Source organism: Dickeya sp. ws52 (assembly GCF_007210685.1).
Classification (GTDB): Bacteria; Pseudomonadota; Gammaproteobacteria; order Enterobacterales; family Enterobacteriaceae; genus Dickeya; species Dickeya chrysanthemi.
The window spans coordinates 18,636-31,704 of sequence record NZ_SZVX01000015.1 but is presented as its reverse complement, the minus strand read 5'-3'; the positions used below and the strand labels follow the sequence as shown (position 1 = coordinate 31,704).

General features: G+C 55.1%; 15 protein-coding genes. 9 read left to right on the top strand and 6 right to left on the bottom strand.

The window, feature by feature from the left end; translation table 11 throughout:
* Window positions 1-5: 5 nt before the first annotated feature.
* Window positions 6-722, top strand: a complete 717-nt coding sequence (gene rph / locus FDP13_RS14965; RefSeq protein ID WP_015848261.1) for a ribonuclease PH — start codon at window positions 6-8, stop codon at window positions 720-722.
* 84 nt (window positions 723-806) lie between these two features.
* On the top strand, window positions 807-1,448 hold the full coding sequence (pyrE, locus tag FDP13_RS14960; protein WP_015848260.1) for an orotate phosphoribosyltransferase: 642 nt from the start codon (window positions 807-809) through the stop codon (window positions 1,446-1,448).
* Window positions 1,449-1,495: 47 nt separating this feature from the next.
* On the opposite strand, the gene slmA is transcribed toward pyrE, so the two are convergent.
* From slmA to coaBC, 3 genes are all read right to left on the bottom strand, one after another.
* The gene (gene slmA, locus FDP13_RS14955) at window positions 1,496-2,092 is read right to left on the bottom strand and encodes a nucleoid occlusion factor SlmA (RefSeq protein ID WP_015848259.1); all 597 of its coding nucleotides are present in this window, start codon (window positions 2,090-2,092) and stop codon (window positions 1,496-1,498) included.
* 107 nt (window positions 2,093-2,199) lie between these two features.
* Entirely contained in the window at window positions 2,200-2,658 is a 459-nt protein-coding gene (dut, locus tag FDP13_RS14950) for a dUTP diphosphatase (protein ID WP_015848258.1), read from the bottom strand.
* Window positions 2,627-3,883 (bottom strand): bifunctional phosphopantothenoylcysteine decarboxylase/phosphopantothenate--cysteine ligase CoaBC, encoded by a 1,257-nt coding sequence (gene coaBC / locus FDP13_RS14945; protein ID WP_050516120.1) that lies wholly within the window; start codon window positions 3,881-3,883, stop codon window positions 2,627-2,629. Before coaBC ends, dut begins: the two co-directional genes overlap by 32 nt.
* 328 nt (window positions 3,884-4,211) lie before the next feature.
* Here coaBC and radC point away from each other — a divergent pair, with 328 nt between their 5' ends.
* The 4 genes from radC to mutM all read left to right on the top strand — a co-directional run bounded on the left by radC (window position 4,212) and on the right by mutM (window position 6,443).
* Window positions 4,212-4,877 carry a DNA repair protein RadC gene (gene radC, locus FDP13_RS14940; RefSeq protein WP_015848256.1) on the top strand — a complete coding sequence of 222 codons (666 nt, stop codon included), beginning with the start codon at window positions 4,212-4,214 and terminating at the stop codon, window positions 4,875-4,877.
* 238 nt (window positions 4,878-5,115) lie between these two features.
* Window positions 5,116-5,352, top strand: a complete 237-nt coding sequence (gene rpmB / locus FDP13_RS14935) for a 50S ribosomal protein L28 (protein ID WP_012763801.1) — start codon at window positions 5,116-5,118, stop codon at window positions 5,350-5,352.
* An 11-nt stretch (window positions 5,353-5,363) separates the two neighbouring features.
* Window positions 5,364-5,531, top strand: a complete 168-nt coding sequence (rpmG, locus tag FDP13_RS14930) for a 50S ribosomal protein L33 (RefSeq protein WP_012882902.1) — start codon at window positions 5,364-5,366, stop codon at window positions 5,529-5,531.
* 102 nt (window positions 5,532-5,633) lie between these two features.
* Complete coding sequence (gene mutM / locus FDP13_RS14925; RefSeq protein WP_033576501.1) at window positions 5,634-6,443, top strand: bifunctional DNA-formamidopyrimidine glycosylase/DNA-(apurinic or apyrimidinic site) lyase; 810 nt, start codon at window positions 5,634-5,636, stop codon at window positions 6,441-6,443.
* A 47-nt stretch (window positions 6,444-6,490) separates the two neighbouring features.
* Here the strand turns inward: mutM and coaD are convergent, their stop codons facing one another.
* The 3 genes from coaD to waaA are packed head-to-tail and all read right to left on the bottom strand — an operon-like array spanning window position 6,491 to window position 9,028.
* Window positions 6,491-6,970 (bottom strand): pantetheine-phosphate adenylyltransferase, encoded by a 480-nt coding sequence (gene coaD / locus FDP13_RS14920; RefSeq protein ID WP_015848254.1) that lies wholly within the window; start codon window positions 6,968-6,970, stop codon window positions 6,491-6,493.
* Window positions 6,960-7,751, bottom strand: a complete 792-nt coding sequence (locus FDP13_RS14915; RefSeq protein WP_143839792.1) for a glycosyltransferase family 2 protein — start codon at window positions 7,749-7,751, stop codon at window positions 6,960-6,962. Before FDP13_RS14915 ends, coaD begins: the two co-directional genes overlap by 11 nt.
* On the bottom strand, window positions 7,751-9,028 hold the full coding sequence (gene waaA / locus FDP13_RS14910; RefSeq protein WP_033576499.1) for a lipid IV(A) 3-deoxy-D-manno-octulosonic acid transferase: 1,278 nt from the start codon (window positions 9,026-9,028) through the stop codon (window positions 7,751-7,753). The genes FDP13_RS14915 and waaA overlap by 1 nt, the downstream gene beginning before the upstream one ends.
* Before the next feature lie 548 nt (window positions 9,029-9,576).
* On the opposite strand from waaA, the gene FDP13_RS14905 reads away from it, so the two are divergent.
* Genes FDP13_RS14905 through FDP13_RS14895 form a run of 3 tightly spaced genes read left to right on the top strand, consistent with a single transcriptional unit; the run spans window position 9,577 to window position 13,012 of the window.
* The gene (locus FDP13_RS14905) at window positions 9,577-10,701 is read left to right on the top strand and encodes a glycosyltransferase family 4 protein (RefSeq protein ID WP_033576498.1); all 1,125 of its coding nucleotides are present in this window, start codon (window positions 9,577-9,579) and stop codon (window positions 10,699-10,701) included.
* On the top strand, window positions 10,698-11,804 hold the full coding sequence (locus FDP13_RS14900) for a glycosyltransferase family 9 protein (RefSeq protein ID WP_143839791.1): 1,107 nt from the start codon (window positions 10,698-10,700) through the stop codon (window positions 11,802-11,804). The genes FDP13_RS14905 and FDP13_RS14900 overlap by 4 nt, the downstream gene beginning before the upstream one ends.
* Window positions 11,804-13,012, top strand: coding sequence for an O-antigen ligase (locus tag FDP13_RS14895; RefSeq protein WP_015848249.1), 1,209 nt, complete (start codon window positions 11,804-11,806; stop codon window positions 13,010-13,012). Before FDP13_RS14900 ends, FDP13_RS14895 begins: the two co-directional genes overlap by 1 nt.
* Window positions 13,013-13,069 lie beyond the last annotated feature (57 nt).

The following is a 13,069-nucleotide window of genomic DNA, read 5'->3' as shown; positions in this document are numbered from 1 at the left end:
AGCCCATGCGCCCAACAGGCCGAAGTGCCCAGCAAATTCGCCCTCTTACATTCACCCGCCACTACACCAAACACGCCGAAGGATCGGTGCTGGTGGAGTTCGGCGATACCAAAGTGCTGTGCAACGCCACGGTGGAAGAAGGGGTTCCGCGTTTCCTGAAAGGTCAGGGACAAGGTTGGATCACGGCGGAATACGGTATGCTGCCGCGTTCTACCCACAGCCGTAATGCCCGTGAAGCCGCGAAAGGTAAACAAGGCGGCCGTACGCTGGAAATCCAGCGCTTGATCGCCCGTTCGCTGCGCGCCGCCGTAGATTTGAACAAACTGGGTGAATACACCATTACGCTGGATTGCGATGTGTTGCAGGCTGACGGCGGCACCCGTACCGCCTCCATTACCGGTGCCTGCGTGGCGCTGGCCGATGCGCTCAACGGCTTGGTGGCCGGCGGCAAGCTGAAAGCCAGCCCGCTGAAAGGCATGGTGGCGGCGGTATCGGTCGGGATCGTCAAGGGCGAAGCGGTGTGCGACCTGGAATACGTGGAAGACTCCGCGGCGGAAACCGACATGAACGTGGTGATGACCGAAGACGGCCGTATGATTGAGGTGCAGGGCACCGCCGAGGGCGAGCCGTTCAGCCACGACGAGCTGCTGTCGTTGCTGGCGCTGGCGCGTCAGGGCATTGAAGACATTGTTCGAGCGCAGAAGGCCGCACTGGCCGATTAAATTTTTTAAAGCGACCCCGGTGGTCGCTTTTTTATGCCATCGTTTTTTATGCAATATTCCACCACCGTGACAGGAGAGGGAGTCATGAAAGCCTATCAGCGTCAGTTTATCGAATTCGCACTGAGCAAGCAGGTTCTGAAGTTCGGCGAATTTACCCTGAAATCCGGGCGCATCAGCCCCTATTTCTTTAATGCCGGGCTGTTTAATACCGGGCGCGATCTGGCGTTGTTGGGGCGTTTCTATGCCGAGGCGTTGGTGGATGCCAACGTGGCGTTCGACGTCCTGTTCGGGCCTGCCTACAAAGGCATTCCGATTGCGACCACGACGGCGGTGGCGCTGGCGGAACACCATGACCGTGATGTGCCTTACTGTTTCAACCGTAAAGAAGCCAAGGATCATGGCGAAGGCGGCAATCTGGTCGGTAGCCCGCTGAAAGGCCGTATTATGCTGGTGGACGATGTGATTACCGCCGGCACCGCTATCCGCGAATCTATGGAGATCATCGCTGCGCAGGGCGCCTCGCTTGCGGGGGTGTTGATTGCGTTGGACCGTCAGGAGCGCGGACGCGGCGAGTTATCCGCGATCCAGGAAGTCGAACGCGATTACCAGTGCAACGTCACGTCGATCATTACGCTGGGGGATCTGATTAGCTGGCTGACGGAAAAACCGGAAATGGCCGCACATCTGGAAGCAGTAAACGCCTATCGTGCGCAGTACGGCGTATAAATAGCGGGCCTAAAATAAGCGGCGTGGCGATGCGCCACGCAGTGCGTTTACTGAAGCTGGGCCGCCAGCAGCGGCCAACGCGTCTCGAAATCCTGCGTCGGCAGGGAGCGGAACTCGGAGCGGGTAAAGCGCGAGAGCAGACCTTCGCAGAATGCCAGCAACTGGCTGGCCAGCAGCGTTTCATCATGGCGGAACCCTTCGCCGCTGCGCAGCTTATGTTCGCGCAGTACCTGGCGCAACTGAGATTCAATGCGGTCAAACAACTGGTTGATGCGCCCTTGCAGTCGGTCTTGTTCGAACATCAGCGCATGACCGGTGAGAATACGCGTCAAACCGGGGTTTTTCTCCGCAAAGCCGAGAATCAGCAATAAAATCAGCCGTAGCCGATTAAAGGTGTCTTTTTCATCCTGCAGGATCAGGTTGATGCGGGTGGTCAGGCTGTCTTCAATAAATTCGATCAGGCTGTCAAACATCCGCGTTTTGCTGGGAAAATGCCGGTAAAGCGCGGCTTCTGAAACACCGACGGTGGCGGCCAGTTTGGCGGTGGTGATACGTTGACTGCCGTCGCTGGATTCCAGCATTTGCGCCAGTGCCTGCAGAATTTCCTCGCGGCGGTTCCTTTTCGTATTTTCTTTCTCTGCCATGTCGGAAAAGACCCTTGATAAAAATGTGACGGACAAACACCCGATAGCGCCACAGTCGCATTCACGCTGTGGCTTTATAGTTTTCCTTGGTGCTGGGATATCGTGTATCAGTGGCGGCCGGAATGGCCGAAACCACCTTCTCCCCGCTCGCTGTCGACGAAATCGTTAACCAGATTGAATTCGGCCTGCACCACCGGCACGAACACCATCTGGGCGATGCGCTCACCGGGTTCAATGGTAAACGGCTGGTTGCCGCGGTTCCAGACGGACACCATCAACTGTCCCTGGTAGTCGGAATCGATCAATCCCACCAGATTACCGAGCACCACGCCGTGTTTGTGACCGAGACCCGAGCGGGGCAGGATCACCGCCGCCAGCGACGGGTCGGCAATGTGGATAGCCAGACCGGTCGGCACCAGTGTGGTTTCTCCCGCGGCCAGCACGATTGCGTTGTCCAGACAGGCGCGTAAATCCAGCCCGGCGGAGCCCGGCGTTGCATAGGTCGGCAGAGGGAACTGCTGCCCGATACGTGCATCAAGAATTTTTACGTCGATTTTTTTCATCATAGCGGCTGACAATCTCGTCAATTAACTGTTGGCCCAACAGGTGTTTACTGCCGTGCGGCAGACGCTTGTCTCCACCCGGCCAGAAAAGGTGTAGTGCATTATTTTCCGCGTTAAATCCCTGATCAGAAAGGGATACATCGTTCGCGCAAATCAGGTCCAGCTGTTTGCGGGCCAGCTTTTGGCGCGCGTATTCTTCCACATTACTGGTTTCGGCGGCAAACCCGACGACATAAGGCCTGTTTTCGATCATGGCTGCCACATCGGCGATGATATCCGGATTTTTGACCAGAGCGACACTGATTTCATCACCCTGTTTTTTGATTTTTTCGTCGGCGATAACGTGCGCCCGGTAGTCCGCCACGGCGGCGCAGCCGATCACGATATGCTGCCGTGCAGCGCACGACATGACCGCCTGATGCATATCCAGCGCGCTGATGACGTCGATACGGTTGACATGATCCGGCGTCGGCAAATGTACCGGACCGGCTATCAACGTCACACGCGCGCCGCGCGCGGCGGCGGCGGCGGCAATGGCAAACCCCATTTTCCCCGAACTGTGATTGCTGATAAACCGCACCGGGTCCAGTGCTTCGCGCGTCGGCCCTGCCGTGATCATAATATTCAGGTGTTGCAGATCATTGACATGGGAAAAGTGCGCGTCGGCGTGCGCGACAATCGCCAGCGGATCAATCATCCGGCCGGGGCCGATATCGCCGCAAGCCTGGCTACCGCTGTCCGGGCCCCAGATCAATGCGCCGCGAGCCGCGAGCACGCCCAGATTGTGCTGTGTTGCCGCCGCACGGTACATCTGTTGATTCATGGCCGGGGCGATGGCGATAGGGGAAGGCGTCGCCAGACAGACGGTAGTCAGCAAGTCGTTGGCCATGCCGGCCGCCAGCCGGGCGATTAAATCCGCCGAGGCCGGCGCCAGAATCACCAGGTCCGCCCATTTTCCCAGCTCGATATGGCCCATCGCCGCCTCGGCGGCGGGATCGAGCAGATCGTTCGATACCGGATGGCCGGATACCGCCTGCAACGTCAACGGCGTGATAAATGCGCTGGCCGCCGGCGTCATGACCACGCGGACTTCAGCGCCCCTGTCGCGCAGGCGCCGCACCAGTTCCGGGCATTTGTAGGCGGCGATGCCGCCGCTGATGCCCAGTACGATATGTTTTCCCGCAAGCGATGTGCCGGAAAGCCCGTGCAGACTGGAAGAATCTGTCATCGTTATGTCCGTTTGTCAGCCCAAAAGAGTCGGCATTTTATCATAAGTAGGGGAAGTCGGCCCTGATGGTACGTTTTTCATCACCATCCGGTCGGCGCCATACTGATGATGGTGAGTGTAGCGTGCAGGCGGTGTTACCGGCAGTGTAGGAAGGCCGGCAGGGAGTTTTCTTTCCTGTTGCAGTGATCATTGCGAGCGGTTTCGCACGTTGTGAATGCGTCTGTCGATGCCGCATCTCTGCTATGTGATGATAGCGCTTACTCCGGCTGTGTAGAGCACTGCGAGCGGCTATTTACAGGGAATGGCTATCATATGGAACGGCTATCATATGGAATGGAATAACGGTTGCGCACCGCGTGAAAAATTGATGTCCCTTGGCGTAGAGGCGCTCAGCGATGCCGAACTGTTGGCGATCTTTCTGCGCACAGGAGTGGAAGGCATTCATGTGATGGAACTGGCGCAAAATCTGTTGCAGCAGTTCGGCTCGTTATACCAATTGATGACGGCCGACTGGGCGGCGTTTAATGGCGTCCGGGGGGTTGGTATCTCCAAATATACCCAGTTGCAGGCGGTGGCGGAACTTGCCCGGCGGTTGTTTTCTTCCCATCTGGCGCGGGAAGATGCCATGTTGAATTCCGAGGTGACGCAGCAGTATCTGCAATTGTTGCTGGCGCATCATGAGAGAGAAGTTTTTCTGGTGATGTTTCTGGATAACCAGCATCGGGTGATTCGTCATCAGGAGATGTTTGCCGGTACGATCAGTAGCGTGGAGGTGCATCCGCGCGAAATTGTACGAGAAGCGCTCAGAGCTAACGCCGCTGCGCTGATTTTGGCGCATAACCATCCATCCGGACGGGCCGAGCCCAGCAAGGCTGACCGTTCCATCACCGGAAAAATCGTGCAAGCCTGTCAGTTGCTGGATATTCGGGTGCTCGACCACCTGGTCATTGGGCGTGGCGAGTACGTTTCTTTTGCCGAGCGAGGGTGGATTTAAGAGATATTTCCGCGATCCTGGGGGATCTTTAGTTGTTCGGGACTTGAGCGCATACGCTTCAGAGCGTATACTACGCCACCTTTGAGAATCTTGGGTGTGGCGTTAAGAGCCTATCTCAGCAGGTTTATCCTGATGACAGAGTCTTTTCAGTGAAGTTGCTGAGATGGGCTCTAGAGCCTGACGAGGCGGCCAACACCTTCTACGAAGCTCGAGCTGATTTGATTTTTGGAGAATAGACATGTCCCGAGTCTGCCAAGTTACTGGCAAGCGTCCGGTGACCGGTAATAACCGTTCCCACGCAATGAATGCGACTAAACGCCGTTTTCTGCCAAACCTGCATTCCCATCGTTTTTGGGTTGAAGGTGAGAAGCGTTTTGTAACGCTGCGCGTATCTGCTAAAGGTATGCGTGTTATCGATAAAAAGGGTATCGAAGCGGTTCTGGCCGATCTGCGTGCCCGTGGTGAAAAGTATTAAGGAACTGAATCATGGCTAAAGGTGTTCGCGAGAAGATCAAGCTGGTTTCTTCTGCTGGTACTGGTCACTACTATACCACTACGAAGAACAAGCGTACTAAGCCGGAAAAACTGGAACTGAAAAAGTTCGATCCAGTTGTCCGTCAGCACGTTCTCTACAAAGAAGCTAAAATCAAGTAATTTTAGTGGATCTGAAAAACCCGGCTTCGGCCGGGTTTTTTTATCGCTTCAATAAAACTCAAGTTACCCATGACTTCAGCAAGATAGTGCTCAGGAGGATGTATGCCCGAATTACCGGAAGTGGAAACCAGTCGCCGCGGTATTTCGCCCTGGCTGGTCGGTCATACCATTTCGTATGCTGAGGTACGCAATGCGCGTCTGCGCTGGCCTGTCTCCCCTGAAATTCTGTCGCTGAGCGATGCGCCGGTGCTGAGTGTGCAGCGGCGCGCCAAATACCTGCTGATTGAGCTGCCGACCGGCTGGATAATCGTCCATCTGGGGATGTCCGGTAGTCTGCGGGTGTTGCCGGAATACTGTGAACCGGAGAAACATGACCATGTCGATTTGATCATGGATAGCGGTAAAGTGCTGCGCTATACCGATCCGCGTCGTTTCGGTGCCTGGTTATGGTGTGATGACCCGGCGACCAGTTCAGTGTTGGCGCATCTGGGGCCGGAGCCGCTGAGCGACGATTTTTCCGGTGATTATCTGTTTAAGCAATCTCGCGGCCGTAAGACGCCGGTCAAGTTGTGGATTATGGATAACAAGCTGGTGGTGGGCGTCGGTAATATTTATGCCAGCGAGTCATTGTTTAATGCCGGTATTCTGCCGGAACGATTGGCCGGCTCACTGTCGCAAGCGGAAGCGGACCAGTTGGCGCATTCCATCAAACAGGTATTACAGCGTTCCATTGAGCAGGGCGGCACCACGTTGCGGGATTTCCTACAGTCTGATGGAAAACCGGGTTATTTCGCGCAGGAGTTGCAGGTCTATGGCCGCGGCGGCCAGCCTTGTCACCACTGCGGCACGCTGATCGACAGCATCAAGCAGGGGCAGCGCAGTACCTTCTTCTGCAAGCGCTGCCAGCGTTAGCGACCTTCATCCCAAGGTTTCAACGCTGGAACAATGCGAGCGCAGTTTCAGGTCAGTTTTTTCTGCAGAGCGGCGGAAATGGGCGGCGGCAAGAAGTGCGACACATCGCCGCCGTGGCGAGCGACTTCTTTCACCAGCGATGAGGAAATGAAGGACCACTGTTCGGATGGCATCAGGAAGACGCTTTCCAGCGTCGGCATCAGATGGTGATTCATTTTAGCCAGTTGCAGCTCGTATTCGAAATCAGAGACGGCGCGTAGTCCGCGCACCAGAATCGTTGCCTGCTGCTGCCGGGCGAATGTCGCCATCAGCTCGGTAAAACCCACCACTTCGACGTTCGGCAGATGCCGTGTGGCTTCTTTCGCCAGTGCGACCCGCTCTTCCAGCGTAAACAGCGTGTTTTTGCCAGGGCTGGCGGCAATAGCCAGAATCAGATGGTCAAACATGCGTGTCGCCCGCGTCAGCAGATCCAGATGGCCGTTGGTCAGCGGGTCAAAGGTGCCGGGGTAGATAGCTCTAGTCTTCATGGTGCTGGTGTTCCTGGCGAGTGTCCCGCCGGTTATTCAGGGCCCATAGTCCAGTATATTTGTTAAACGTGTACTGCGCATTCACGATAGCCAGCAATAATCCCTGTTTACCGTCGAGAAAGCCGGCACGCAATAGCCAGGTTTTGACGAATGCGCCCAGAGTGTGCAGCACGATAGCGCTGAAACCGCAGCGTTTGCCCTGCAAAAAACGCTCTTTGGCCCAGCTTTCTGCGTAAGCGAGCTGTTTTTTCTGGAAGCTGAACAAGTCCCGACAAGTAAGATGTTTCAGGTCCCCATTCAGTGACACCACTTTGGCCGCGCCATAATCGAGCGATTCGTGTACGGCGTTATCGTTGTAACGGTAGCGGCCGGGATAAAGGCGAATCACCTGGTCGGGATACCAGCCGCTGTGGCGCATGAACCGCCCCAGAAACAGATTGCGGCGAGCGCAGCGGTAGACGACATCGCTCTGTGGGGATTCGAGCGCCGCTTCAATCGATTGTCGCAGCGTCGGTGTGACACGTTCGTCGGTGTCGATCATAAAGATGTAATCGCCGCTGGCGTACTGTTGCGCCAGTTGACGCTGTTTGCCAAAACCGGGCCAGTCGGTGTTCTGGTAGACTTGCGCGCCGTAGCGACGGGCGATATCGAGCGTGCCGTCGCTGCTGCCGGAGTCCAGCACGATGATTTCATCGGCCCAACTGACCGACGCCAGACAGTCGGGCAGCAGCTCGGCCGCGTTATGACTGATGAGAACGACGGACAAGCGTTTTCGGCTCATTACTGGCTCCGTGGCGGCAGATAGGGCTCCAGCAAGGTCAGCAGGCTTTGCAGCGCACCCTGGTTTTTATGCAGTACGTCCACGGCGTGATGGCCGTGATAACGGCGATAATCATCGTCCGACAAGAGTGTGGTGATCTGTCCCACCAGTGAGGCGGTATCCCGCACGGTGATCAACCCGTCGGATTCCTGTAATCGGGCGCAGATATCCTTGAAGTTGAAGGTATGCGGCCCCATCAGCACCGGTATGGCGTGCGCGGCCGGCTCCAGCGGATTATGCCCGCCCCGTTCAATCAGGCTGCCGCCGACAAACGCCAGATCGGCGATGCCGTACAGCAGCATCAGTTCACCCATGGTATCGCCAATCACCACATGCGATGAGGCGGGAGGAACCGTACCTGCGCTGCGCAGTGTGTATTCCAGTCCGGCTTTGCGCACGATGGCTTTGGCGTCGTCAAAGCGGTCAGGGTGGCGCGGCACCAGAATCAGCAGCAGGGTCGGAAAGGTTTTCAGTAATTCGGTATGGGCGTCGACGATGATCTTTTCTTCGCCGTCGTGGGTACTGGCGGCGATCCACACCGGTCGCTGCGGTGCCCACTGACGACGTAGCGTAACGGCGCGGGCAGCCAGCTCCGGCGTGACGGAGATATCGAATTTCAGGCTGCCGGTCACATTCAACTGCGAACGTTTCAGCCCCAGATTGATAAAGCGCTCGCCGTCTTCCTCATTTTGTACCGCGATGAGGGTGATGCGGCGCAGCAACGTGCGCATAAAGCGGCCGAGTTTGCGGTAGCCGTTAGCCGAGCGCTCGGACAAACGCGCATTGGCGATGATGAGCGGGATGTTGCGTTGATGCAAAGCGGTGATCAGGTTCGGCCATAACTCGGTTTCCATGATGATCACCAAACGCGGTTGCACATGATCGAGAAAGCGCGTCATGGCGCCGGGCAGATCGTAGGGCAGATAGACGTGGTAAACGTCTTTGCCGAATGCGGATAACGCTCGCTCGGAACCCGTCGGCGTCATAGTGGTGACGGTAATGGGTAAAGACGGATAACGATGACGCAATGCACGAACCAGCGGCACTGCGGCCAGCGTCTCTCCAACGGAGACGGAATGCAGCAGTATGCCTTCGGGTTTTACCTGATTCCGGTAGAAGCCGTAGCGCTCTCCCCAGCGTTTGCGGTAAGCGGGGATTTTTCGACCCCGGAGCCATAGACGCAGCCAGATAAGCGGCTGGATCATGTAAAACAGAAAGGTATACAGCGTTTGTAACATAATCATCGGTATTAGAGTCGGCGATAGCGAATTCTATATATTTATAGCCGCTAAATCTATCATTTTAACCGGGTATGGCCGGTACGCTTATTTCTGCCGGAGAAACAGGGAATTAGCGCTGAAATTTGTATCGCTACGAGTTGGATTAATGCTTGATGGTAAAAAGGATTATTTACCAGTCGAGACGCTGTGTAGAGAGTAAATAGGGTGAAAATTAAAATATTAAAACAATAAAAATAAATATTTTTTTCGGTTTTAATATTCAGGGGTAAATATATTTTTTAGTCTCTAGTGTGAAATATAAAATAATAACTATCGGTATGATAATTTATTTCAGAATATGTTTTTCCTCGCGGATGGCGGGATACACAGTTCGTGAAAAATGGCAGAAAGTTGAACAGCCTGGCGACATTCCGTTTTACGATCCCCACCTTAAATCAATCTTCTCTTTAACGTATGAAGAACGCATTTTGTACAGGATTCTTCGTCATCCTTCATGTATTATAGGCGGTTTATGATTTAAGGCTTATCTGATATAGGTATAAAAGATGTTAGACACATCTTTAAATATATTACATACCGAGTCCTCTTGTGGTTGGGGCGGGCAGGAAATTCGTATTCTTACGGAATCTCAGGGAATGATGAAGCGTGGCCACAAGGTCACTATTCTGTGTTGTCCTCACTCGACTATTTATCGTGAAGCACAGGCGCGCGGCATTGCCGTTGTGGGGCTGCCGATTGAGAAAAAACGGTTGTCGTCGCTGATGGCGCTGATGGGGTGGTTGCGTCAGCACGGTTGCGCGTTCGATGTCGTCAATACGCACAGTTCCACCGATGCCTGGCTGGTGGCGGTCGCCGGCGTGATGTTGGGAAAACGCGTACCGCCGATGGTGCGTACTCGCCATGTTTCCACCGATATTAACCGATCGTTGACCACTCGCTGGCTATATATGACGGCTACCCGTCACATCGCCACCACCGGTGAACGGCTGCGTCAGCAACTGCACCGGGATAACCGTTACCCGTTGTCGCACATGACCTCGGTGCCGACCGGTATCGACTTGAGTTTTTATCGTCAGTCTGCGCGGCAGACGGCCCGACAAACCATCGGTATTCCGAGCCGACCGACGCTGGGGATTCTGGCGACCATGCGTTCCTGGAAAGGGCATACCTACCTGCTGGAAGCCTGGCAGACATTGACGAAGGATTTTCCCGACTGGCAGTTGCTGATGGTCGGCGATGGGCCGCAGCGTCAGGCACTGGAACAACAGGTCGCGGCGATGGGGCTGGCGGATGGCGTGATTTTTCTGGGCAACCGTGACGACGTTCCGGACTGCCTGAACAGTATGGATCTGTTTGTTCTGCCGTCCTATGGCAACGAAGGCGTACCGCAAAGCATCATGCAGGCGATGGCTTGCGGCTTGCCGGTGGTATCGACCAACGTTGGCGCGATTGACGAAGCGGTGGTGAACGAGCTGACCGGGTACTTGATCGAGCCGAAAAACACCGCGTTGCTGGAACAAAAACTGCGGCAATTGATGGGTGATGATGTATTGCGCGCCCGGTTTAGCGAGGCGGCGCTGAAGCGGGCCTCCGAACAGTTCGGCGCGGATATCATGCTCGATAAAATGACGACGATTTTCCGCAACAGCCTGCGGTCTACCCGTTCATGAGCAAATTTGCTGCCCGGTTGCAGATTTTCCCCCGCGGCTTGTTGCAGTTGCTGAAAAAGCCCTGGCGCCGTGCGCCGGCGGAGGTCGACCGTATTCTGGTCGCCCACAATCTGTTGTTGGGCGATACCGTAATGTTGACGCCGTTGTTGGCTAAACTGCGTCGCAATTATCCACGTGCAGAGATTGTGCTGCTGTGCAAGCCGGCGTTTGTCGAGGTCTATCGCCTCAATCCGTATGGCGTGGTGCCGATGCCTTATCAGCCGTCGTCGGCGGCGTCGGTCTCGGCTATCGTGAGCAGCGGGCCTTATGATCTGGCGCTGATTCCAGGCGACAATCGCTACAGCTGGCTGGCGCTGGCTGCAGGCAGCCGTTGGATTATTGCGCATCGCCCCGCGTTGCATAACGCCAAAAGCTGGCCGGTCAATGAATATCATGACTATCCCGCTGAACCGATGGCGTGGGGCGATGCCATGGCGACGTTAACGCACGGCGAGTTGCCTGAGCCTTTGCGTTGGTCTGTGCCGGCCTGCGATTTCACGCCGCTGGCATCGCCTTTTGTCGTGCTGCATGTCGGCGCCAGCAACCCGGTGCGTTTCTGGCCGCCGGAGCAGTGGCTGGCGCTGGCAGACTGGTTGACGACGCAGGGCTATACTCCAGTCTGGAGCGGCGGCGGCAACGAGCGCCATATCGTTGATGCTATCGATCCGCAACGGCGCTATCGCAGCTTTGCCGGTGAGTTGTCGTTATCCCAATTGCTGGCGCTGTTGGCGGGGGCGAAAGCGCTCATCTGCGCTGATACCGGCGTGGCGCATTTGGCGAAATGGGTAAATACCCCGACGATGACGCTGTATGGTCCCGGTAACCCCGTTGCGTTTGGTCCCGGCCGTTTCTGGCAAAATAATCCGATTATCAATATCGGTTTTCACCCGATCTCCTGTCGTGATCAGCACACGTTGTTTGGGCGCGAGCTTGCCTGGCTTGAACGGTGCAATCGGACTGAGACCCGCTGTCTGCAGTTTTGTGATGGACAGTCAGCGTGTATGCGGCACATTACCCTTCCTGAAATTCAGTCGGCTTTTATCCATTTGTTGAGAAAGATTTAATGACAACGCAATTATCGTTTAGTACCAGACATACCGATAATCATGGCCTGTATTTTTTTAGTGCGCTGGCTATTTTCGTTAATCCTCTGGCTGAAGCACCCAAGAATATCGCTATGGCGCTGTTGTTGCTGTGTGTGATCGTTCAGGCGGTCATGAATAAAAAAGCGCGTCAGTGGTCAGGATGGGATCTGTTTTTCGCCCTTTACATGCTTTCGTTTTTAGTCGGGTTGCCGTTTTCCGCCTATCACACCGATTTAAGTGCACTGACGGATGTGGCTCGTTATACCTTGTTCGGCTGGGTTGTCTATCGCGCCGGTTTCAGTGAAAAGCAGAAAATCGGCTTGGTGTTTTGGGCTACGTTTGGGACGTTTGTCGGCCTGGTTTATGGCGCGTGGGAGCACTTTTATCTCGGTAGAGAGACGTACTGGACGCTCAACTCGGTGGGGCATGTGAATCACGCCGCCATCTACAATGCGATTATTTGCGGGATGGCGCTCGCGGTTCTCTTCAGCTACTGGTCGCTTTTGAGTGTCGCTAGCCGGTTGATGTGGATTGCCATGCTGGCGTTGTCTCTGGTTTATGTCGCGTTTGGCGAGAGCCGCGCGACCTTCGGCGCGATTCTGGTGGTGATGCTGGTTCTGGGCGTCGGCTTTGCCAGAAAAAGCAAAAAATTCCTGCTGCTGCCGGCATTTTTTATCGCCGGGTTAATTGCGGTCGCTGTTCTCAGTAATGCGCGAGTGGTGGTAAAGCAGGAGCAAAATGCTTCAGATAATAATGTGCTGAGCTACCGCGACACTATTTGGCTTTCAGCTTTTGATGTTGTGAAACAACATCCGCTATTCGGTGTCGGTAAAGAGAATTTCGAGAAAATCGATATCAACAAATGGCAAGACAAGCCGTTATTCACACACGTTTCTCACGCCCATAATATATTTATCAACGTGCTGACGGAAAATGGCATTTGGGGAGCATTCTGGGTGTTTGGCCTGTTTGGCGCGATGGGTGTGACGCTGATACGCTATTTACCTAAGAAACATGCGTTGCCGGTTTCCTGGTTATCGTGGGGGGCGGCGTGTTCCGCACTGGTGGTGACGCTGGTGGTCGGGTTGGTTAATACCACATTCCATCACGAACATGCCAACCTGAGTATGCTCTGTTTTGCGTTGTGGCTCAGCCAATATCGTTACGATCGTCAGCGCTTTATCTAGCTCCGGCAACCGGGTTATGAGCCGCATCCGCCCATAACCCGGTTTTAACAATGCACA

Excerpts from the sequence above, each read along its gene's own strand:
- rph (WP_015848261.1), top strand. The coding sequence starts at position 6 with ATGCGCCCAACAGGCCGAAGTGCCCAGCAAATTCGCCCTCTTACATTC.
- rpmB (WP_012763801.1), top strand. The coding sequence starts at position 5,116 with ATGTCCCGAGTCTGCCAAGTTACTGGCAAGCGTCCGGTGACCGGTAAT.
- radC (WP_015848256.1), top strand. The coding sequence starts at position 4,212 with ATGGAATGGAATAACGGTTGCGCACCGCGTGAAAAATTGATGTCCCTT.
- coaBC (WP_050516120.1), bottom strand. The coding sequence starts at position 3,883 with ATGACAGATTCTTCCAGTCTGCACGGGCTTTCCGGCACATCGCTTGCG.
- FDP13_RS14900 (WP_143839791.1), top strand. The coding sequence starts at position 10,698 with ATGAGCAAATTTGCTGCCCGGTTGCAGATTTTCCCCCGCGGCTTGTTG.
- waaA (WP_033576499.1), bottom strand. The coding sequence starts at position 9,028 with ATGTTACAAACGCTGTATACCTTTCTGTTTTACATGATCCAGCCGCTT.
- pyrE (WP_015848260.1), top strand. The coding sequence starts at position 807 with ATGAAAGCCTATCAGCGTCAGTTTATCGAATTCGCACTGAGCAAGCAG.
- FDP13_RS14895 (WP_015848249.1), top strand. The coding sequence starts at position 11,804 with ATGACAACGCAATTATCGTTTAGTACCAGACATACCGATAATCATGGC.
- FDP13_RS14915 (WP_143839792.1), bottom strand. The coding sequence starts at position 7,751 with ATGAGCCGAAAACGCTTGTCCGTCGTTCTCATCAGTCATAACGCGGCC.
- FDP13_RS14905 (WP_033576498.1), top strand. The coding sequence starts at position 9,577 with ATGTTAGACACATCTTTAAATATATTACATACCGAGTCCTCTTGTGGT.
- dut (WP_015848258.1), bottom strand. The coding sequence starts at position 2,658 with ATGATGAAAAAAATCGACGTAAAAATTCTTGATGCACGTATCGGGCAG.
- rpmG (WP_012882902.1), top strand. The coding sequence starts at position 5,364 with ATGGCTAAAGGTGTTCGCGAGAAGATCAAGCTGGTTTCTTCTGCTGGT.
- slmA (WP_015848259.1), bottom strand. The coding sequence starts at position 2,092 with ATGGCAGAGAAAGAAAATACGAAAAGGAACCGCCGCGAGGAAATTCTG.
- mutM (WP_033576501.1), top strand. The coding sequence starts at position 5,634 with ATGCCCGAATTACCGGAAGTGGAAACCAGTCGCCGCGGTATTTCGCCC.
- coaD (WP_015848254.1), bottom strand. The coding sequence starts at position 6,970 with ATGAAGACTAGAGCTATCTACCCCGGCACCTTTGACCCGCTGACCAAC.